We start from the raw sequence: 20104 nt of genomic DNA on the forward strand, positions 1-20104 counted from the left end.
ATGAAGCAATCAATCAATATTCAAGATCAGTTTTTAAATCAACTCCGTAAAGAAAATACGTTTGTTACGCTGTACTTATTAAATGGTTTCCAGCTTCGTGGATTAATTAAAGGATTTGATAATTTTACAGTCCTACTGGAAACAGAAGGTAAGCAACAGCTTATTTATAAACATGCAATTTCTACATTTGTACCACAAAAAAATGTTTCAATTGAATTAGAGTAGTAATGAATTATTGTACATAACAAAAAAAGAGCGAGTTTCTCGCTCTTTTTTTATTTGCCATAAACAATAGATCATGGAATTTAAGCGATTCTAAATACAGTAAGACGAATGTTAGTGTTTCCTGTTGCAGGGATCGTAATCTCGTTAAGAGTAGATTGGACAGAAATGTTTGCGCCAGCTCTTAACGTTTCGATTGTAGTGAATGAAAGTGAGTCGCCTATTAAATTTGAAGAGAAGTTATCAGTTGCGACTGCTCCATTTATTGAAATGCCTACTCCAAGAGGAGCGCATCCTGGTGCAGTTGTAGAGATGGATACGCTAATGACATAAATACCACCGTTTATAACTGTAACTGTATCTGTGCCATTAAAGATAATATTGTTTACGTTAATTGCAGTACTGAAAATAAAGTTATTAAATTGTAGTACTGTTTGTTGAATGTTGTTTGTTACAACAATTGTTGCTACAGGGAAGCTAGGTCCAGTAGGCCCGGTAGGTCCAGTAGGTCCACCAGAAGGTCCAGTAGGTCCAGTAGCTCCTATACCAGTGGCGCCGGTAGCACCTGTTGGTCCTTGAACACCTTGAGGTCCAGTAGCACCAGTAGCGCCTGTGTTACCTTGAGCACCTTGAGGTCCGGTAGCGCCTGTATTACCTTGAACACCTTGAGGTCCGGTAGCGCCTGTATTACCTTGAGCACCTTGAGGTCCGGTAGCGCCTGTATTACCTTGAACACCTTGAGGTCCGGTAGCGCCTGTATTACCTTGAACACCTTGAGGTCCAGTAGCACCAGTAGCGCCTGTGTTACCTTGAACGCCTTGAGGTCCAGTAGCACCAGTAGCGCCTGTGTTACCTTGAACGCCTTGAGGTCCAGTAGCACCAGTAGCGCCTGTGTTACCTTGAACGCCTTGAGGTCCAGTAGCACCAGTAGCGCCAGTATTACCTCGAGGTCCAGTGGCGCCGGTAGCGCCCGTGTTACCTTGAGGTCCGGTAGCACCAGTAGCACCTGTGTTACCTTGAACCCCCTGAGGTCCGGTAGCGCCAGTAGCCCCCGTGTTACCTTGAGGTCCAGTGGCACCAGTAGCGCCCGTGTTACCTTGAACGCCCTGAGGTCCAGTAGCGCCTGTGTTACCTTGAACGCCTTGAGGTCCAGTAGCGCCTGTATTACCTTGAACGCCCTGAGGTCCGGTAGCACCTGTGTTACCTTGAACACCTTGAGGCCCAGTAGCACCAGTAGCGCCTGTGTTACCTTGAACGCCCTGAGGTCCAGTAGCGCCCGTGTTACCTTGAACGCCCTGAGGTCCAGTAGCGCCTGTATTACCTTGAACGCCCTGAGGTCCGGTAGCACCTGTGTTACCTTGAGCACCTTGAGGTCCAGTAGCGCCTGTGTTACCTTGAACACCTTGAGGTCCAGTAGCACCTGTGTTACCTTGAGCACCTTGAGGTCCAGTAGCACCAGTAGCGCCTGTGTTACCTTGAACACCTTGAGGTCCAGTAGCACCAGTAGCACCTGTGTTACCTTGAGCACCTTGAGGTCCGGTAGCACCAGTAGCACCTGTGTTACCTTGAGCACCTTGAGGTCCGGTAGCACCAGTAGCACCTGTGTTACCTTGAACGCCCTGAGGTCCAGTAGCACCAGTAGCGCCAGTAGCGCCTGTGTTACCTTGAGCACCTTGAGGTCCAGTAGCACCAGTAGCGCCCGTGTTACCTTGAACGCCTTGAGGTCCAGTAGCACCTGTGTTACCTTGAACACCCTGAGGTCCAGTAGCGCCCGTGTTACCTTGAACGCCTTGAGGTCCAGTAGCACCTGTGTTACCTTGAACACCCTGAGGTCCAGTAGCGCCCGTGTTACCTTGAACGCCTTGAGGTCCAGTAGCACCTGTGTTACCTTGAACACCCTGAGGTCCAGTAGCGCCCGTGTTACCTTGAACGCCTTGAGGTCCAGTAGCACCTGTGTTACCTTGAACACCCTGAGGTCCAGTAGCGCCCGTGTTACCTTGAACGCCTTGAGGTCCAGTAGCACCTGTGTTACCTTGAACACCCTGAGGTCCAGTAGCGCCCGTGTTACCTTGAACGCCCTGAGGTCCAGTAGCGCCTGTATTACCTTGAACGCCCTGAGGTCCGGTAGCACCTGTGTTACCTTGAGCACCTTGAGGTCCAGTAGCGCCTGTGTTACCTTGAACACCTTGAGGTCCAGTAGCACCTGTGTTACCTTGAGCACCTTGAGGTCCAGTGGCACCGGTAGCACCAGTAGCACCTGTGTTACCTTGAACGCCCTGAGGTCCAGTGGCACCAGTAGCGCCCGTGTTACCTTGAGGTCCCTGAGGTCCAGTAGCGCCCGTGTTACCTTGAGGTCCCTGAGGTCCAGTAGGTCCAGGAGGCCCACCAGAAGGTCCGGTAGGTCCGGTAACTCCTATGCCAGTAGCACCGGTAGCGCCCGTGTTACCTTGAACGCCCTGAGGTCCAGTAGCGCCTGTGTTACCTTGAGCACCTTGAGGTCCAGTAGCGCCTGTGTTACCTTGAGCACCTTGAGGTCCAGTAGCACCAGTAGCGCCCGTGTTACCTTGAACGCCTTGAGGTCCAGTAGCACCAGTAGCACCTGTGTTACCTTGAGCACCTTGAGGTCCAGTGGCACCGATAGCACCAGTAGCACCTGTGTTACCTTGAACGCCCTGAGGTCCAGTGGCACCAGTAGCGCCCGTGTTACCTCGAGGTCCAGTGGCGCCGGTAGCGCCCGTGTTACCTTGAGCACCTTGAGGTCCAGTAGCACCAGTAGCACCTGTGTTACCTTGAACGCCCTGAGGTCCAGTGGCACCAGTAGCGCCCGTGTTACCTTGAACGCCCTGAGGTCCAGTAGCGCCAGTAGCACCCGTGTTACCTTGAGGTCCAGTGGCACCAGTAGCACCTGTGTTACCTTGAGCACCTTGAGGTCCGGTAGCGCCAGTAGCACCCGTGTTACCTTGAGGTCCAGTGGCACCAGTAGCACCTGTGTTACCTTGAGGTCCTTGAGGTCCAGTGGCACCAGTGGCACCAGTGGCACCGGTAGCGCCCGTGTTACCTTGAGGTCCGGTAGCGCCAGTATTACCTCGAGGTCCGGTAGCACCAGTAGCGCCCGTGTTACCTTGAGGTCCGGTAGCGCCAGTATTACCTCGAGGTCCGGTAGCACCAGTAGCGCCCGTGTTACCTTGAGGTCCGGTAGCACCAGTAGCGCCAGTATTACCTCGAGGTCCAGTGGCGCCGGTAGCGCCGGTAGCGCCCGTGTTACCTTGAGGTCCGGTAGCACCAGTAGCGCCCGTGTTACCTTGAGGTCCAGTGGCGCCGGTAGCGCCCGTGTTACCTCGAGGTCCGGTAGCACCAGTAGCGCCCGCTGGCCCGGTAGGTCCAGTAGGTCCTTGAATGAATGAAGCAGAATTAACTAGAGCGGTTTGTAATGCTGCGATTAATTTAAGAAGCTCTTGAAGTGTGCAAGGGTCAATTCGGAATAGTTTTGTAATGTATAGTAAATAATTAATTAGATTTTGAAGCTCGATAAATACAGCGCTTGCTACAAAAGTTGGATTTTTTAATATAGTTATTAAGTTTTTGATAATAGCTAACCCTTGTGCTTTCAGGGAGGAAGTAGCGTCTAGTGAACAAATAAATTTACTTAGTAGGTTCAATGTATCGATTAGATCTTCAATGTTTTGAGGAGATGGGTTTGCGAAAAGTTTTGGAATTATTTTTGTTAAATCGATAATGATTGCGCGGAATGTTCTAAGTTGTGCCTTAGTAACTGGGATTGATGGAGTATTTGGGATTCGTCCGGCGCTACTTGGAAAGCATGGTTTGGAGAATTTGTTCTGGCTGTCGTTATAATGAGACATTAAATCTCTCCTTTCTCATGAGGATATGAACGAAACTCATCATAGTAGATGCAAAAATTAGTTAAATGGTCATAGTAAAATCGTTTGTTTAAAGAAAAAATAGAAAAAACGCCTTATGATAAGGCGTTTTTTCTATTTTCTGCGTATTTATAATATCGTTTTAGTGAAACTTTTGATTTGAATCCAGCTAGTTTTATAATTTCTGACTCCGGAGTTTCTTTTTTTATTAAGTTTAAAATATAGGTGTTACGAAAGTGTTGTCCTGAGATTCCTTTGCGTAAATTAGCTCTAGATACTTCGAGGCGAATCATTTTTTGGATAGCAATTTCTGTTAATCCCTTCGGTGCATCATTTTCGTATACCCATCTGTATGTTCCACGATTAAAATCAAATGCGATAAATAATGGATCATGACTATGGTATTTTGGGCGAACGGGTTCAGGGATGCTTTTGTAATAAGTATATAGTTGTTTTTTGTCTTCGTTAGCTAATGTAATTGTTCTTTCTACCCCTGCGGTCGCTGGGGTAGATAATGTGTTCGTTTCAAAGTGTACGTGATGCATAGTTAATGCTGTAAGTTCCTGTAAGGATAATCCATAGTCGATTAATAAGTTTAAAATAGCGACATTACGATCCATTAATAAAGGGCGCACAGGACGTTGTTTTTCTGAAAGTCCTTCTAATGAAGTGATTATATGTTTTAATCTTTTTTCTTCATCAGATGAAATGAAATCTTCATTACGAAGTGTGCGGTCTGGTTGAATGGAGATTTCCATGTTCTTTAATGGGTTAGGGATATTTAGAAAGTGATGCATTCTATTTAATACAATAAACACACGGTGCATCGTTTTCTCTGAGTAATGTCGATTCTTTTTTAAGTCGGAAAAGTAATCTTCATAGTCTTTTGTACAAAGTGTAGCCCATATATTACTGGAAGGGAGCTTTTTGTTTTTTTCTAACCAATGTCCGAAATCTTCAATGTCATAAACATAACGTTTAATGGTTGAAGGTTTTCGGCCTTTATTCAATAAAAAAATAGAAAAGGCTTGTATTGTATCATGGAATTCCGTTGTCTCCATAGTCCCACCACCTTCATTATTTCTTATATTATAGCAAACTTTTCTGAAAATAGTCATTTGCAAGGGAGACAGGAATAATAATATTTGGTGAGTGGATAAAGTGAAACTTTAATCAGTGGGGTATTTGTTCATCCCCTTGATTATTAGTTGAACCAATCGGGCGTTTGCGGGCAGTTATCTCTCGTCTAACTTCCTCGCGTTTGCTGAATTTTGAGGTGGAGCCTTATTGCCCGTTCATGCAGGATAAAATGAGGTGATTGTATGGAACAATCGATGCGAAAGAAAAATAATAATCAAATTAACATTGTGTTAAATCATCGAAAGAAAATTTCTTTACCGGCCGCGGAAAATAAAACGGTAATTTCAAATGAAACCACTACGAAACATGAGATGCTGCAAAGAATTGAAGAAGAGATGGGAAAGCTTGTTGGGATGGATGATATAAAAAAGATAATAAAAGAAATATATGCTTGGATTTATGTAAATAAAAAAAGACAAGAAATAGGGTTGAAGTCTGAGAAGCAAGTACTCCATATGTTGTTTAAAGGGAATCCGGGTACAGGGAAGACAACTGTTGCTAGAATGATAGGGAAATTATTGTTTGAGATGAATATTCTATCAAAAGGGCACTTAGTTGAAGCTGAACGTGCGGATCTTGTAGGAGAATACATCGGTCATACAGCTCAAAAAACAAGAGATTTAATAAAAAAAGCAATGGGAGGTATTTTGTTTATTGATGAGGCGTATTCATTAGCACGAGGGGGAGAGAAAGATTTTGGGAAAGAAGCAATCGATACGCTCGTAAAACATATGGAAGATAAACAACACGGTTTTGTATTAATTTTAGCTGGATATTCAAGAGAGATGAATCATTTTCTTTCATTAAATCCAGGTCTGCAATCCCGTTTTCCGTTTATAATTGAATTTGCGGATTACTCGGTAAATCAGCTGTTAGAAATAGGGAAGAGGATGTATGAAGAACGTGAATACCAGTTATCGAAAGAGGCTGAGTGGAAATTTAGAGATCATTTACATGCTGTAAAGTACTCATCGCAAATTACATCGTTTAGTAATGGAAGATATGTACGGAATATTGTTGAAAAATCGATTCGTACACAGGCTATGCGCTTGTTGCAAGAAGATACGTATGATAAATATGATTTAATTGGGATATCAAGTAGTGATTTGATGCTTGAAGAGGAGACGCACAGTACGTAAACTGTGCGTCTGTTTTTTCTTTATAAGTGCTTTTACTATTTTTTTGCTTTTTCTTGATAAGATTTATGGAAGTGCTCCATTTTAGCGCTTTTTTCGTGTGCAGAATTAGGATCATGTCCAATTTGACCTACTGAGCTTTTTTGAGCACCTTTATTAACATGGTTTGTCATTTGTATTCACCTCGCTTTGAGGATTAGTATAAACATTATGTAAAGAAAAACTCGTTAGAAAAGAAAAACCTCTTTACGATCTGTAAAGAGGTTGGATTGCTATTTATGCACTGAACGTTCGTTTGTGTCGATACGTCTATGCGGTAAATGCCATTTGTAATGAATAGAAACCATGCGGAAGCAAACAATTAAAATGAATAAGGTGTATAAAGCCCAATCGCTAACAATAATTTTAGCGCCGATTAAGAAACCTGCTAGAATCGTCCAAAAAGCATATACTTCAGCTCGAAGGACGAGAGGTTTTCTGCGGGCTAAAAGATCGCGGATAATACCGCCACCAATGCCAGTTAAAACAGCTGCTACGATTGTAGCGCTAATTGGTAAATTTAATTTCTGAGCATATAATGCTCCTTGTACGGCAAATGCTGATAAACCGATAGCATCAGTGATGTTTTCCCACTTTTTCCAGTGTCTAATTAATTTATTTGGAAAAAGAAAAATAATTGTCATTGATAAAAGTGCGATTTGGAATAACATGTCTTGTTGCCAAAACGCGACAATCGGATAACCGATTAATAAATTACGAAGGGCACCTCCCCCAAATGCGGTCGCCATTCCTAAAATATACACCCCGAAAATATCATAATCCTCTTCCATTGCAACAATGGCCCCGCTTAGTGCGAAAGCGATTGTGCCTATGATGCTAAAAATCTCCCATGCCATGAATTTTCTCCCCCGCTAACTAGATGAAATGTGCTTCCTCTGCTATTATATTAGAAGGTTTAAATTTCGAAAAGGATGAGTGAACATATTTGATGGAAGAAAAAGAAAAAGTCATATTAGTGGGCTGTCAATTGCCGCAAGAAGATGATGAAAAGTTTATGCATTCCATGAAAGAGCTTGCATCACTAGCGAAGACTGCGCGAGCAGAATTGTTAGTTACTACAACGCAAAAACGACCGAAGTTTCATCCGGCGACGTATATAGGTAAAGGTAAATTAGAAGAGCTTACAATGTTAACTGAAGAATTAGAACCGGATGTTATCCTATTTAATAACGAATTAACTCCGAGTCAAATTCGGAATTTATCCTCAGTATTAGATGCGAGGGTAATTGATCGAACGCAACTCATATTAGATATTTTTGCGCAACGTGCGAAGTCGAGGGAAGGTAAGCTTCAAGTAGAATTAGCTCAGTTGCAATATACAATGCCGCGTCTTATGGGGCAAGGATTGTCTTTATCACGTCTTGGTGGTGGTATTGGGACAAGGGGGCCCGGTGAGACGAAACTGGAGACGGATCGTCGTCATATTCGATCACGCATTGATGAAATAAAGAAGCAACTTGCAGTTGTAGTGGAACATCGAAAAAGATATCGTGAGAGAAGAAAAGATAATAAAGTATTTCAAGTTTCGTTAATAGGATATACGAATGCGGGGAAGTCTACGCTGTTTAATAGATTAACGGAAGCTGATACATTTGAAGAAAACTTGTTGTTTGCAACGCTAGACCCGACGACAAGGAAGATGCCATTACCTTCTGGTTATACAGTATTACTAACTGATACGGTTGGTTTTATACAGGATTTACCGACGTCATTAATTGCAGCTTTTCGTTCGACATTAGAAGAAGCTGGTGAAGCAGATGTTATTTTACATGTAGTTGATTCTGCAGATCCTAATTACGTAGGGCATGAGAAAACAGTAAAACAATTATTGTCAGAACTTGAAATTAATCATATTCCTATTATTACGTTATATAATAAAAAAGATGAATTACATCAAAACTTTATTCCGTTTCCGAAAAGTGATTTCTTAATGACTAGTGCTTTTGAAGAAAATGATTTATTACATATAAAAGAAGCGATAGAAACGAAAATGAAGGAAGAAATGAATGGTTATCAAGTGGAAATTCCTCCGAGTGAAGGTAAGTTGTTAACGTTGTTAAAGACGGAAACACTTTTAACAAAGATGGAGTTTTTGGAAGATAAATTTGTATATGATTGCGTAGGGTATATTTTTGCTCATTCATCGCTTAATGTGCAATTAAAGAGATTTTTAGTGGAAGAAGGAGAAAATAAAAATGTTTGATCGTTTAAAAAATGGAGAAAAAATTGCTCCAATCGTAAAAGAAGTAGAGAGCCAGATTACAGAAGTACATAAACGAGCGGAGGAAGTAATTGAAAGTAATCAGTTTCGTGTATTAGAAAGTTTTCGTAAACATAAAATTAGCGATTCGCATTTTATTCCGACGACAGGTTACGGTTATGATGATATTGGCCGTGATACGTTAGAAAAAGTGTATGCGGATGTATTTGGGGCAGAAGCTGGTCTTGTTCGCCCGCAAATTATTTCAGGTACTCACGCTATTTCTACAGCGTTATTCGGTATTTTACGTCCAGGAGATGAGTTATTGTACATCACTGGCAAGCCGTATGATACGTTAGAAGAAATCGTTGGTGTACGCGGAAAAGGTGTAGGTTCATTTAAAGAATATAATATTGGTTATAATGCAGTTCCGCTTACTGAAGAGGGGCTTGTTGATTTTGGGGCTGTTGCGGCTGCAATTCATAGTAGTACGAAGATGATTGGTATTCAGCGCTCAAAAGGCTACGCTACTCGTCCGTCATTTACTATTTCTCAAATTAAAGAGATGATAGCGTTTGTTAAAGAAATTAAACCTGATGTTATTGTATTTGTAGATAATTGTTATGGCGAGTTTATCGAAGAGCAAGAGCCATGTCATGTTGGTGCAGATTTAATGGCAGGTTCGCTTATTAAAAACCCTGGTGGTGGGATTGTTAAAACTGGTGGTTACATTGTTGGTAAAGAGCAGTATGTTGAAGCGTGTGCATATCGTTTAACATCTCCGGGAATCGGTGCGGAAGCAGGGGCATCTTTATACAGTCTACAAGAAATGTATCAAGGTTTCTTCTTAGCGCCGCATGTAGCGGGACAAGCGCTAAAAGGTGCGATTTTTACAGCTGCATTTTTAGAGAAGTTAGGAATGAATACATCACCAGCATGGAACGCACCAAGAACAGATTTAATTCAGTCTGTTCAATTTGATGATAAAGATCGTATGATTGCATTCTGCCAAGCAATTCAATATGCATCTCCGATTAATTCTCACTTCACTCCATATGCCAACTATATGCCGGGATATGAAGATGATGTAATTATGGCTGCGGGAACGTTTATTCAAGGTGCAAGTATTGAATTGTCAGCTGATGGCCCAATTCGTCCGCCTTATGTTGCTTACGTGCAAGGTGGGTTAACTTATTCACATGTGAAGATTGCGATTTGTTCTGCAATTGATGCATTAATTGAAAAAGAATTATTAACAATTTCTTAAGGGGAAGCTGTCGATTTCGACAGCTTTTTTCTTGTGAAAGTAATGATTTATTTCATTAGAAAAAAGAATGAAAAAATTTATAAAAAAATCATGTAAGAAAAGCTAACATCTATTGACACTAAACATAACATGGTATAAAATGAGAAGCAGTTAAGGCGAAGGAGGAACTGAAACAATGAAAGAAGATAGACGTTCTGCCCCGCTGTTTCCTATTGGTATTGTTATGGATTTAACACAATTATCTGCACGTCAAATTCGCTACTATGAAGAGCATAATCTTGTTTCTCCAACCCGTACAAAGGGGAATCGTAGGTTATTTTCATTTAACGATGTAGATAAGTTGTTAGAGATTAAAGATTTATTAGATCAAGGCTTGAATATGGCTGGTATTAAACAAGTGTTACTAATGAAAGAAAATCAAACAGAAACAGTGAAAGTAAAAGAAGAAACGAAAGAAATTTCAAAAACTGAGCTTCGCAAAATACTTCGAGACGAACTACAACATACAGGTAGATTTAATCGGACTTCATTGCGACAAGGTGACATTTCAAGGTTTTTTCACTAAGGATAACTGATTCTGAAGGTGTTTAGAGGGACTAAGGAGGAATTTATAATGGCTAGGTACACAAAAGAAGATATTTTCCGTTTGGCGGAAGAAGAGAATGTAAAGTATATCCGTTTACAATTTACAGACCTTTTAGGAGTAATTAAAAACGTAGAGATTCCAGTGAGACAATTAACGAAAGCTCTTGATAACAAAATGATGTTTGATGGATCTTCGATTGAAGGTTTCGTACGTATTGAAGAATCTGATATGTATTTATATCCTGACTTAGATACTTGGGTAATTTTCCCATGGACTGCTGAAAAAGGTAAAGTTGCTCGTCTAATTTGTGACATTTACAATGCAGATGGCACTCCATTTGATGGAGACCCACGTAACAACTTAAAACGTGTGTTAAAAGAAATGGAAGCTTTAGGATTCTCAGATTTCAATCTTGGACCAGAGCCAGAATTCTTCCTATTTAAAGTAGATGAAAAAGGAAATCCAACATTAGAATTAAACGATAACGGTGGATACTTCGATCTTGCGCCGATGGATCTAGGGGAAAACTGTCGTCGTGATATCGTTCTTGAACTTGAAGAGATGGGCTTTGAAATTGAAGCGTCTCACCATGAGGTTGCTCCAGGGCAACACGAAATCGACTTTAAATATGCAAGTGCAATTCGCTCATGTGACGATATTCAAACATTCAAACTTGTTGTAAAAACAATTGCTCGTAAACATGGTTTACACGCAACATTTATGCCAAAACCATTATACGGTGTGAACGGTTCAGGTATGCACTGTAACTTATCACTATTCAAAAATGGTGAGAACGTATTCTTCGATCAAAACGGTGACTTACAATTAAGTGATGATGCTCGTCATTTCATCGCAGGTATTTTAAAACACGCACCAGCATTTACAGCGGTAGCAAATCCAACTGTAAACTCTTACAAGCGTTTAGTACCTGGATACGAAGCTCCTTGTTACGTAGCGTGGTCTGCACAAAATCGTAGCCCATTAGTACGTATCCCTGCATCTCGTGGTATTAGTACACGCGTAGAAGTACGTAGTGTTGACCCAGCTGCAAACCCATATTTAGTAATGGCTACATTACTAGCAGCAGGTCTTGACGGAATTAAAAACAAATTAACTCCACCAGCTGCAGTAGACCGTAACATCTATGTAATGACAAAAGAAGAGCGCGAAGAAGCAGGTATCGTTGACTTACCAGCAACATTAGCGCAAGCATTAGTTACATTACAATCTAATGAAGTAGTATGTGGTGCACTAGGCGAGCATTTACTTGAGCACTTCATCGAAGCGAAAGAGATTGAGTGGGATATCTTTAGAACGCAAGTTCACCAATGGGAACGCGATCAATATATGTCTCTATACTAAGAGACTTAAACCCTTGACACATAACGTGTTGAGGGTTTTTTATTTATCGGGTATTTTTATATGAGGAATAGAAAGGGGCAAGCAAATTCCAAAATGTACTTGCTAATAACTATGCAAAATGAATATCATTTGAAAAAGTGAATTGTTTAATATATATGACCTATTTTAATGGGGTGAAAAGTCTTGTTGAAATAAGTTTCAATACAAAGAAAAACCCCCTGATACCGCAGTAATAGGGGATTTTCGTCATTTATCTACAGTGAATTATGAAGAATATTGTCGTAATTTTTGAACTGAAATTAAGAAGTGTTTAAACAAAAATAAATTATATTGACTCGTTCTATATAAAGAACTAAAATGACAGTAATTAGGGAGTTTTGTATATTCGAAAAATAAAAATAATAATTTTATTTTTATTTTTTTATGGAATGTTCAACTGAAATCTCATTGGTATTAAATGAGGGGGAGAAGTAATGAATAAGGAAATAAATTTGAAAAATCTATTCACTGTAATATGGAAAAGGATGTGGATACTGCTATTGTTTACGACTCTTACAACGGTAGGAGGAGCCCTGTATAGTGTGTATATGAAAACGCCTCTGTATGCTTCCTCAGCAAGGGTAATTGTTCAAGCTAACGCTGAAACGATGAATACATTGAAAGCGATGGTGAATGAGCCTGTAATATTAGAAAAAGTAGCTGCTGAATTGAATATAAACAGATCAGCAGGTGCATTAAGTGGACAAATAAGTACGGAAAGTGTACAAGGTTCTCAAATTATGAGGATAAATGTAGTGGATATGGATCCTGTGCTTGCACATAAAATTGCAAATACTACAGTGGCTGTTTATAAGCAAGAGGTAGCAAATATACTGAATTTTAATAATGTGAGTATATTACCAGAGGATCCAGTTCAAAAGAATTCTATGCCTATAAATATAAATCACTTTAAGACGATACTAATCGCATTCACGTTAGGTATGGTGCTCAGTATCGGTTTTATTTTTTTATTGGATTCACTTGATGAGAGAATCAAATCAGAACGACGAATTGAACAATTGTTAGATATCCCTGTTTTGGGTGGAATTTCTAAAATGAATAAGAAGAATATAAAAGATAAATTTAGTGGGAAAAATACAGTGTTATTAGGGGAGGGAACGGAGTGGCATACAAAAATAGACGAAAAACAAATGAAGTTAAAGGAAAAAGTATAATTGCGTATACCGCCCCAAGATCGAAAATTTCGGAGCAGTATCGTTCGATTCGAACGAATATTCAATTATCTTCGTCGATTCATAAAAGTAGAACGATAGTGATTACTTCTCCGAGGTACGGTGAAGGAAAATCAACAATTACAGTTAATTTAGCGGTCTCAATAGCGCAAAAAGGCGAAAAAGTATTGGTAATAGATGCGAATTTACGAACACCAACGATTCATGAAATGTTTGGAGTGGAAAATACAATTGGATTAACTGACATATTGAACGGAAAAACAAATTTGGTGGGTGCTGTAAAAAAAACAAAGATGGAAAGTCTGGATGTATTAACTAGCGGTCCAGTGCCATTCAATCCGTCAGAAGTACTTAGTTCAGAGGCAATGGATATGTTGATTCAAAAGGCGATGGAACGGTATGACATCATATTATTTGACTCTTCCCCTGTATTAGAGGTAACAGATACGAGTGTATTAGCTGATAAGTGTGAAGGTGTACTTTTGGTGATCCGGTATAATCGCACTGTGAACGAAGATGCACTTGAAACGAAAAGAGCACTAAGTTTTACGAAAAGTAGAATATTGGGTGCGATTTTGAATGGGAAAGTATAAAAGATATTATTAAGTTAAACATTCGTACATGAAATTGTTCGTTATAAAGAAAAAATAATAGAATTGTGATGTGGTGATGTCTCCTAACCGCTATCAATGGAGGCACTCGATTATGCTGTGGGTTGTGAAAATAACCTTAGATGCCAGTCGTCAAAAGTGTAATGTGAGGAAGGGTTAGATGCCCATGTTTTATTAAAGTTTCTAACTATGTGTTTTTAATAAAGAGAATATAGCTAGAAACTTTAAGTTTGAAAGAGTTAAGTAAGGAATTGATTAAAGGAGGAAGTTATATGACGTATCGCCGGAGGATATCGTTATTGCTTTTAATGGATTCACTGATAGTATTAACTGCTATTTTTTTTAGTTATTTTTTTGTAAATGCTAGCTTCAGTGTTATCACTTTATCATCAGTTATTAGCTCTATCACTTTATTAGTTAGTCATCATTTTTTTGCTTTTATTTATAAGTTATATAAAAAGGCTTTGGAATATGCAAGTATAGGAGAATTGCTAATTATATGCAAGGTTGTTACATTTTCTATACTTACTACAGCGGCTGTGCAGCAACTAATCATGGGGAAAATGTATTTTCGATTGTTAGTTGTTACTTGGATGATTCATATTTTATTAATAGGTGGTTCTCGCTTTATTTGGAGAATGTACAGAGATATTTATTATGTAAAAAAAGGCGATAAGAAAAGAACGTTAATTGTTGGTGCTGGATCTGCTGGAACAATGGTTGCTAGACAGTTGTTGAAGAACAGTGCTACGGAATTAATGCCAGTCGCATTTATTGATGATAATATCAAAAAACATAATCTAGATATTTGGGGGATTCCCGTAATTGGTGGTATGAACCAAATTGATTACGTTATCAAAAAACTGAATATTGAAATGATAATTTTAGCAATTCCTTCGTTAAATAAAAAAGAAAGAAATATTATTTTAAAAGATTGTTTAAAAACAAATGTAAAAACACAAATCCTTCCAATGTTAGAAGACTTAGTAACAGGTAAAGTTTCAGTGAATGAATTCAGAGATGTTCAAGTAGAAGATTTATTAGGACGAGATCCTGTAGAGTTAGACGTGGATATCATTTCAGATTATATAACGGATAAAGTCATTTTAGTTACTGGTGCAGGTGGATCAATAGGCTCAGAAATTTGTAGACAAGTTGCGAAATTTAAGCCGAAAAAATTGATTTTATTAGGTCACGGAGAAAACAGTATATATTCAATAGAAATGGAATTAAATGAAAAACATAATGATAAAAAAGGCGTGTTTATTCCAGAAATCGCAGATATTCAAGATGAAAAGAAGATGCATGTAATAATGAAAAAACATCTTCCTCATGTTGTATATCATGCTGCTGCACATAAACATGTACCATTAATGGAAAACAATCCTGAAGAGGCAGTTAAAAATAATTTGATTGGGACTATGAATATAGCAGAGGCGGCAAGAACACATGGAGTAGGAACGTTTGTTATGATTTCGTCGGATAAAGCAGTGAACCCAACGAGTGTTATGGGGGCAACAAAGAAATTAGCTGAGATGGTAATACAACATAAAGATAAAATAAGTCATACAAAGTTTGTTACTGTACGATTTGGAAATGTCTTAGGGAGTAGAGGGAGTGTTATCCTTTTATTTAAGAAGCAGATTCAAAAAGGTGGACCAGTTACTGTTACTCATCCAGATATGGTTCGGTATTTTATGACAATTCCGGAGGCGTCTAGACTTGTAGTACAAGCTGGTGCGTTAGCTAAAGGTGGAGAAATTTTTGTACTCGATATGGGAGAACCGGTAAAAATAGTGGATCTTGCTAAAAACCTCATTCGATTGTCAGGAAACTCCGTGGATGAAATAGGAATAGAATTTACGGGTATACGCCCAGGAGAGAAACTTTTTGAAGAATTACTAAAAGAAGATGAAATGAATGAGCAGCAAGTCCACCCAAGAATTTATGTAGGGCAAGAAATGAATGTTCGTATAGAAGAAATAGAAAAATTAATTTCTGAATATACAGAATTAGATGGATTTGAACTAAGAAAGCGATTGTTAAATTTAGTGAATCAGCGTAAAACTTTAAAACTATTAATACCAGTATCAGGTTAACGACAAAAATTTATAATAAGACGGGTGCGTGGGATGGTGTCTAAAAAAGTTCTATTTTGTGCAACTGTGGATTATCATTTTAAAGCTTTTCACTTACCGTATTTGAAATGGTTTGCAGACCAAGGTTGGGAAGTACACGTTGCAGCAAATGGGAATATACACCTTCCGTATGTAACTGAAAAATATAATATTCCTATTCAAAGATCACCTCTTAGCATACAAAACCTTCATGCATATAACAAACTCAAATCAATTATTCATCAAAATAAATATAATATCATTCATTGTCATACGCCTATGGGAGGAGTAATTGCTCGTTTGGCTACTCGAAAAGTACGGAGGGAAGGGACAAAGGTCATATATACGGCGCATGGATTTCACTTTTGTAAAGGATCGCCGTTTATAAATTGGCTTTTATACTATCCAATCGAAAGAAGTTTAGCTACTACTACAGATTGTCTCATAACAATTAATCAGGAAGATTACAATTTAGCGGTAAAACATCGATTTCAGGCGGGAAATATTAAACTCATTCATGGTGTAGGAGTGGATATAGAGCGGTATATTCCTGTTACTGAAAGTGAAAAGGAGAAACTAAGACATGAAAATGGTTATAAGTCTAAAGATTTTTTAATGTTTTATGCTGCTGAATTTAATAAGAATAAAAATCAAAGCTTTTTAATCCGTGTATTAGCACAATTGAAAAATGAAATGCCGCATGTAAAGCTTTTGCTTGCTGGAGAAGGTCCGTTAATGGAAGAGTGCAAAAAAATAGCAACGCAATTAGGTGTGAGTAGTATGGTGCACTTTCTTGGTTATAGAAATGATATAGCCTCTTTGCTACAGATGTGTGACCTAGCCGTGGCATCCAGTTACAGGGAGGGTTTGCCAGTTAATATTATGGAAGCCATGGCTTGTGGACTTCCAGTTATTGCTACAAGGAACCGAGGGCACAGGGAGTTAATTATTAATAATAAAAATGGTTGGACTATAGAACGCGATGACATACAGACGATGGCTGAAAGAATCAATTCTATTTCTAAAAATACTAAATTACAAGCGCAGTTTGGACAGTATGGACGTACTATTATTACGAATGAATATTCAGTTAATGAAGTATTGAAAGAGAAAAAAGAAATCTATACAAGTTATATGGATGAAATGGAGGATTTAAATTGGGCACTCCATTAAGAGTATTACATGTAGTCGTAAATATGAATAGAGGCGGAGCCGAAACTTTAATTATGAATTTGTATCGTAATATAGACCGCTCAAAAGTACAATTTGATTTTTTAACTTGTAAAGAGGGGGTATTTGATGAAGAGATAGTAAAATTAGGCGGGAAAGTTCATAGAATTCCATACGTTACAGATGTTGGTCATAGAGGTTATATAAAGGCACTAGATATCTTTTTTAACTCTCATCCACAATATAAAATCATTCATTCACATATGGATAAAATGAGCGGTTTTGTACTTCGTTCAGCAAAAAAAGCAAGGGTGCCAGTTAGGATTGCACATAGTCATAGTACAAGCAGTGAGGGTAGCGCTATAGCAAAAATATATAAGTGGTATGCAGGAGCATTTATTATGTCATGTGCTACACATTTTTTAGCATGTTCAGTATCTGCAGCGCAATGGTTGTTTGCCAATAGAGAAAGTACAACAAAAATATTAAAAAATGGAATTGAATGTGATGAATTTACATTTAATCCAGACATTAGAGAGCAGGTAAGAAAAGAACTGAAACTTCATGGGGATGTTTTTGTGGTTGGACATGTGGGAAGATTTGCACATCCAAAAAATCATACTTTTTTAATTGATATTTTTGCTCAATTAATAAAATATAGGCCGAACTCTATTCTTCTATTAGTTGGAGATGGACCGCTTCGATTGGAAGTGGAGAAAAAAGTAGAGAAACTGGATCTAACAGATAAAGTGAAATTTTTAGGGATACGTAGTGATATTAATCGTTTATTACAAGCATTTGATGCATTTGTATTCCCATCTATTTATGAAGGTTTGCCAGTTACTCTTATTGAAGCGCAAGGGGCGGGTTTGCCATGTATTATATCGGATACTATTACACAAGATGTGGATTTGGGGTTGGATTTAGTTGAACAGTGTTCTTTGTTAGATGTAGGAGAGTGGACAGGGAAATTACAAAGTATAACGGATAGGAAGATATCGAGGAGCATTGCACAATTTGCGTTAGCTGAAAAAGGATACGATATAAAAAATATTACTGGGTTTACTCAAAAATTCTATGTAGCAGTATCGAGGTGAGAAATTTGAAAAAACTAACGGTTTTTACCCCTACATATAATAGAGGATATTGTCTTCAGGGATGTTATGAAAGCTTGAAGAAACAAACATGTAAAGATTTTATATGGCTTATTATAGATGATGGATCTGATGATAATACAAAGGAGTTAGTGTATTCTTGGATTTCTGAAGATTACATAGAAATACGGTATTGTTGGCAACCAAATCAAGGGATGCATGGTGCTCATAATACAGCTTATGAAATGATTGATACAGAACTCAATGTATGTATTGATTCAGATGACTCAATGCCTAGTGATGCCGTAGAGAAAATTATTTCGTTTTGGGATGAAAATGGAAGTGACCAAGTAAGTGGAATCATTGCTCTTGATTTATATAAAGATGGGACAGTAATTGGTTCAAAGCTACCATTAAATCTTAACCGTTCCACACTGTTTAATCTTTACAATAAACATGGTGTAACTGGAGATAAGAAATTAGTATATCGTACAGAACTAACTAGGAAGTATCCTTATCCGGTTTTTAAAAATGAAAAGTATGTAGGTTTGGCATATAAATACTATATGCTGGATCAGAAATATGAGATGTTACTCATGAACGAAGCACTTTGTTATGTTGAATATATGCCTGATGGTTCTTCGATGAATATGTTAAGTCAGTATCGTAAAAATCCAAAAGGCTTTGCTTTTTATCGTAAGGAACTGATGAAGCTACCATTTGCAAATAGGCTATTTAAATATAGACAAGCTGTACATTATGTCTCAAGTTGCTTTATAGCGAAAAATAAAAAATTTATAAAAGAGTCACCATGCAAAGTGCTTACCCTTTGCGCAGTGCCATTTGGGGTTATTCTATATAGTTACATTACATTGAAAACCAGAATAAAAGTAAATATATAGGGATTTACTTAGGATTGATAAGAGGGAAGAATAATGACTATACTTTGGATGAATTTCTTTATAGTGTTCATACTAGCATTTTTCGCACGGTATTTTGCTATGCCAGTAACTTCAGAAATGGTGATGTTAAAACCGAATCGACTATTAATTTTAATGGCGACGACATCTCTTGTACTAGTATCTGGTTTTAGAAATAATATTGGTGATACGTATTTTTATATGCATGCTTTTACAGTTACTGATTTTAATTGGGATTATATTCAAAGTAGTAAGGATGTTGGATTTAGTATTTTGCAGATGATTTTAAAGGCATATACGAATGATCCGCAAGTTTTGATTTTGATAACAGCTCTAATAACAAATATATTAATAGTAGCAGTTCTATATAAATATTCAAGAATGATTGAATTAAGTCTGTATGTGTATATCGCATCCGGCATGTATTTAGTGTCAATGAATGGAGTAAGACAGTATTTAACTGCAGCGATTATTTTTACTGCTACAAAATATATTTTAAATGGGAATTGGAAGAGATATTTTTTGATCGTACTATTTGCTTCTACTTTTCATCAAAGCGCCCTTGTATTGCTTCCTATTTATTTTGTAGTCCGAAGAAAAGCATGGTCGACAATAACATTTATACTACTCTTTATTGCGGTACTTATAGTAATAGGGTTTAATCAGTTTGCAGAAATTTTCTTTGCAACTATAGGGGATACACAATATGGTCACTATAAGGATTTTCAAGAAGGAGGAGCTAATATTCTTCGGGTTGCTGTGGATGCAATACCGCTCATTCTCGCTTATGTTGGAAGACATAAATTAAGAGAGATTTTTCCGGAAAGTGATTATATCGTAAATATGGCATTGTTAGGTCTAGTATTTATGATTATTTCAACTCAAAATTGGATTTTTGCAAGATTCTCCATATATTTTGGGTTATATCACTTGATATTGATATCATGGGTTATAAAGTTATTTATAGAAAAGGATCAAAAGTTAATTTACTATGCAGTAATATTATGTTATTTTGTTTACTTTGTATATGAACATATTATTACTTTAGGAATAGTTTATAAGAGTAGTTTCTGGGGATAAAATATATATTTGAAAATCGTTCTTAG

At 38.2% G+C, this 20104-nt stretch carries 17 protein-coding genes; 13 read left to right on the top strand and 4 right to left on the bottom strand.

What is annotated here, in order from left to right; translation table 11 throughout:
* Window positions 1-225 (top strand): RNA chaperone Hfq, encoded by a 225-nt coding sequence (hfq, locus tag AABL52_RS08975; RefSeq protein ID WP_000813896.1) that lies wholly within the window; start codon window positions 1-3, stop codon window positions 223-225.
* 80 nt (window positions 226-305) lie between these two features.
* Here hfq and AABL52_RS08980 read toward each other — a convergent pair whose 3' ends face one another.
* Both AABL52_RS08980 and AABL52_RS08985 read right to left on the bottom strand, forming a co-directional pair.
* The gene (locus tag AABL52_RS08980) at window positions 306-4085 is read right to left on the bottom strand and encodes a Gly-Xaa-Xaa repeat protein (RefSeq protein ID WP_341519195.1); all 3780 of its coding nucleotides are present in this window, start codon (window positions 4083-4085) and stop codon (window positions 306-308) included.
* A gap of 113 nt (window positions 4086-4198) precedes the next feature.
* Entirely contained in the window at window positions 4199-5164 is a 966-nt protein-coding gene (locus tag AABL52_RS08985) for a tyrosine-type recombinase/integrase (protein ID WP_341519196.1), read from the bottom strand.
* 261 nt (window positions 5165-5425) lie between these two features.
* Here AABL52_RS08985 and spoVK point away from each other — a divergent pair, with 261 nt between their 5' ends.
* Complete coding sequence (spoVK, locus tag AABL52_RS08990; RefSeq protein ID WP_048525539.1) at window positions 5426-6382, top strand: stage V sporulation protein K; 957 nt, start codon at window positions 5426-5428, stop codon at window positions 6380-6382.
* A gap of 35 nt (window positions 6383-6417) precedes the next feature.
* Here the strand turns inward: spoVK and AABL52_RS08995 are convergent, their stop codons facing one another.
* Together AABL52_RS08995 and AABL52_RS09000 are read right to left on the bottom strand one after the other, a co-directional pair.
* On the bottom strand, window positions 6418-6552 hold the full coding sequence (locus tag AABL52_RS08995; protein WP_255254387.1) for a hypothetical protein: 135 nt from the start codon (window positions 6550-6552) through the stop codon (window positions 6418-6420).
* 99 nt (window positions 6553-6651) lie between these two features.
* Window positions 6652-7275 carry a trimeric intracellular cation channel family protein gene (locus tag AABL52_RS09000; protein ID WP_341519197.1) on the bottom strand — a complete coding sequence of 208 codons (624 nt, stop codon included), beginning with the start codon at window positions 7273-7275 and terminating at the stop codon, window positions 6652-6654.
* Window positions 7276-7367: 92 nt separating this feature from the next.
* Here AABL52_RS09000 and hflX point away from each other — a divergent pair, with 92 nt between their 5' ends.
* The 11 genes from hflX (at window position 7368) to AABL52_RS09055 (ending at window position 20078) form a co-directional block, all read left to right on the top strand.
* Window positions 7368-8642 (top strand): GTPase HflX, encoded by a 1275-nt coding sequence (hflX, locus tag AABL52_RS09005; protein WP_341519703.1) that lies wholly within the window; start codon window positions 7368-7370, stop codon window positions 8640-8642.
* Window positions 8635-9906, top strand: coding sequence for a methionine gamma-lyase family protein (locus AABL52_RS09010; protein WP_144565832.1), 1272 nt, complete (start codon window positions 8635-8637; stop codon window positions 9904-9906). Before hflX ends, AABL52_RS09010 begins: the two co-directional genes overlap by 8 nt.
* A gap of 175 nt (window positions 9907-10081) precedes the next feature.
* On the top strand, window positions 10082-10471 hold the full coding sequence (gene glnR / locus AABL52_RS09015) for a transcriptional repressor GlnR (protein WP_000656784.1): 390 nt from the start codon (window positions 10082-10084) through the stop codon (window positions 10469-10471).
* A gap of 48 nt (window positions 10472-10519) precedes the next feature.
* Complete coding sequence (glnA, locus tag AABL52_RS09020; protein ID WP_000135323.1) at window positions 10520-11854, top strand: type I glutamate--ammonia ligase; 1335 nt, start codon at window positions 10520-10522, stop codon at window positions 11852-11854.
* 473 nt (window positions 11855-12327) lie between these two features.
* On the top strand, window positions 12328-13068 hold the full coding sequence (locus AABL52_RS09025) for a YveK family protein (protein WP_098884486.1): 741 nt from the start codon (window positions 12328-12330) through the stop codon (window positions 13066-13068).
* On the top strand, window positions 13017-13679 hold the full coding sequence (locus tag AABL52_RS09030; RefSeq protein WP_098884485.1) for a CpsD/CapB family tyrosine-protein kinase: 663 nt from the start codon (window positions 13017-13019) through the stop codon (window positions 13677-13679). Before AABL52_RS09025 ends, AABL52_RS09030 begins: the two co-directional genes overlap by 52 nt.
* 290 nt (window positions 13680-13969) lie before the next feature.
* The gene (locus tag AABL52_RS09035) at window positions 13970-15796 is read left to right on the top strand and encodes a polysaccharide biosynthesis protein (protein ID WP_341519198.1); all 1827 of its coding nucleotides are present in this window, start codon (window positions 13970-13972) and stop codon (window positions 15794-15796) included.
* Between the two features lie 33 nt (window positions 15797-15829).
* Entirely contained in the window at window positions 15830-16987 is a 1158-nt protein-coding gene (locus AABL52_RS09040; RefSeq protein WP_341519199.1) for a glycosyltransferase family 4 protein, read from the top strand.
* The gene (locus tag AABL52_RS09045) at window positions 16972-18081 is read left to right on the top strand and encodes a glycosyltransferase family 1 protein (protein ID WP_341519200.1); all 1110 of its coding nucleotides are present in this window, start codon (window positions 16972-16974) and stop codon (window positions 18079-18081) included. The genes AABL52_RS09040 and AABL52_RS09045 overlap by 16 nt, the downstream gene beginning before the upstream one ends.
* Window positions 18082-18086: 5 nt before the next feature.
* Window positions 18087-18980 carry a glycosyltransferase family 2 protein gene (locus tag AABL52_RS09050; RefSeq protein WP_000737298.1) on the top strand — a complete coding sequence of 298 codons (894 nt, stop codon included), beginning with the start codon at window positions 18087-18089 and terminating at the stop codon, window positions 18978-18980.
* 33 nt (window positions 18981-19013) lie between these two features.
* On the top strand, window positions 19014-20078 hold the full coding sequence (locus AABL52_RS09055) for an EpsG family protein (protein WP_341519201.1): 1065 nt from the start codon (window positions 19014-19016) through the stop codon (window positions 20076-20078).
* The last annotated feature ends 26 nt before the right edge of the window (window positions 20079-20104 follow it).

It is taken from the genome of Bacillus paramobilis (assembly GCF_038096195.1).
Classification (GTDB): Bacteria; Bacillota; Bacilli; order Bacillales; family Bacillaceae_G; genus Bacillus_A; species Bacillus_A mobilis.

What these genes read in the sequence shown, in the direction of transcription:
- AABL52_RS09025 (WP_098884486.1), top strand. Translation starts at nt 12,328, where the DNA reads ATGAATAAGGAAATAAATTTGAAAAATCTATTCACTGTAATATGGAAA.
- AABL52_RS09055 (WP_341519201.1), top strand. Translation starts at nt 19,014, where the DNA reads ATGACTATACTTTGGATGAATTTCTTTATAGTGTTCATACTAGCATTT.
- AABL52_RS08980 (WP_341519195.1), bottom strand. Translation starts at nt 4,085, where the DNA reads ATGTCTCATTATAACGACAGCCAGAACAAATTCTCCAAACCATGCTTT.
- glnR (WP_000656784.1), top strand. Translation starts at nt 10,082, where the DNA reads ATGAAAGAAGATAGACGTTCTGCCCCGCTGTTTCCTATTGGTATTGTT.
- hfq (WP_000813896.1), top strand. Translation starts at nt 1, where the DNA reads ATGAAGCAATCAATCAATATTCAAGATCAGTTTTTAAATCAACTCCGT.
- AABL52_RS09040 (WP_341519199.1), top strand. Translation starts at nt 15,830, where the DNA reads ATGGTGTCTAAAAAAGTTCTATTTTGTGCAACTGTGGATTATCATTTT.
- AABL52_RS09010 (WP_144565832.1), top strand. Translation starts at nt 8,635, where the DNA reads ATGTTTGATCGTTTAAAAAATGGAGAAAAAATTGCTCCAATCGTAAAA.
- AABL52_RS09035 (WP_341519198.1), top strand. Translation starts at nt 13,970, where the DNA reads ATGACGTATCGCCGGAGGATATCGTTATTGCTTTTAATGGATTCACTG.
- AABL52_RS09000 (WP_341519197.1), bottom strand. Translation starts at nt 7,275, where the DNA reads ATGGCATGGGAGATTTTTAGCATCATAGGCACAATCGCTTTCGCACTA.
- glnA (WP_000135323.1), top strand. Translation starts at nt 10,520, where the DNA reads ATGGCTAGGTACACAAAAGAAGATATTTTCCGTTTGGCGGAAGAAGAG.
- hflX (WP_341519703.1), top strand. Translation starts at nt 7,368, where the DNA reads ATGGAAGAAAAAGAAAAAGTCATATTAGTGGGCTGTCAATTGCCGCAA.
- AABL52_RS08985 (WP_341519196.1), bottom strand. Translation starts at nt 5,164, where the DNA reads ATGGAGACAACGGAATTCCATGATACAATACAAGCCTTTTCTATTTTT.
- spoVK (WP_048525539.1), top strand. Translation starts at nt 5,426, where the DNA reads ATGGAACAATCGATGCGAAAGAAAAATAATAATCAAATTAACATTGTG.
- AABL52_RS08995 (WP_255254387.1), bottom strand. Translation starts at nt 6,552, where the DNA reads ATGACAAACCATGTTAATAAAGGTGCTCAAAAAAGCTCAGTAGGTCAA.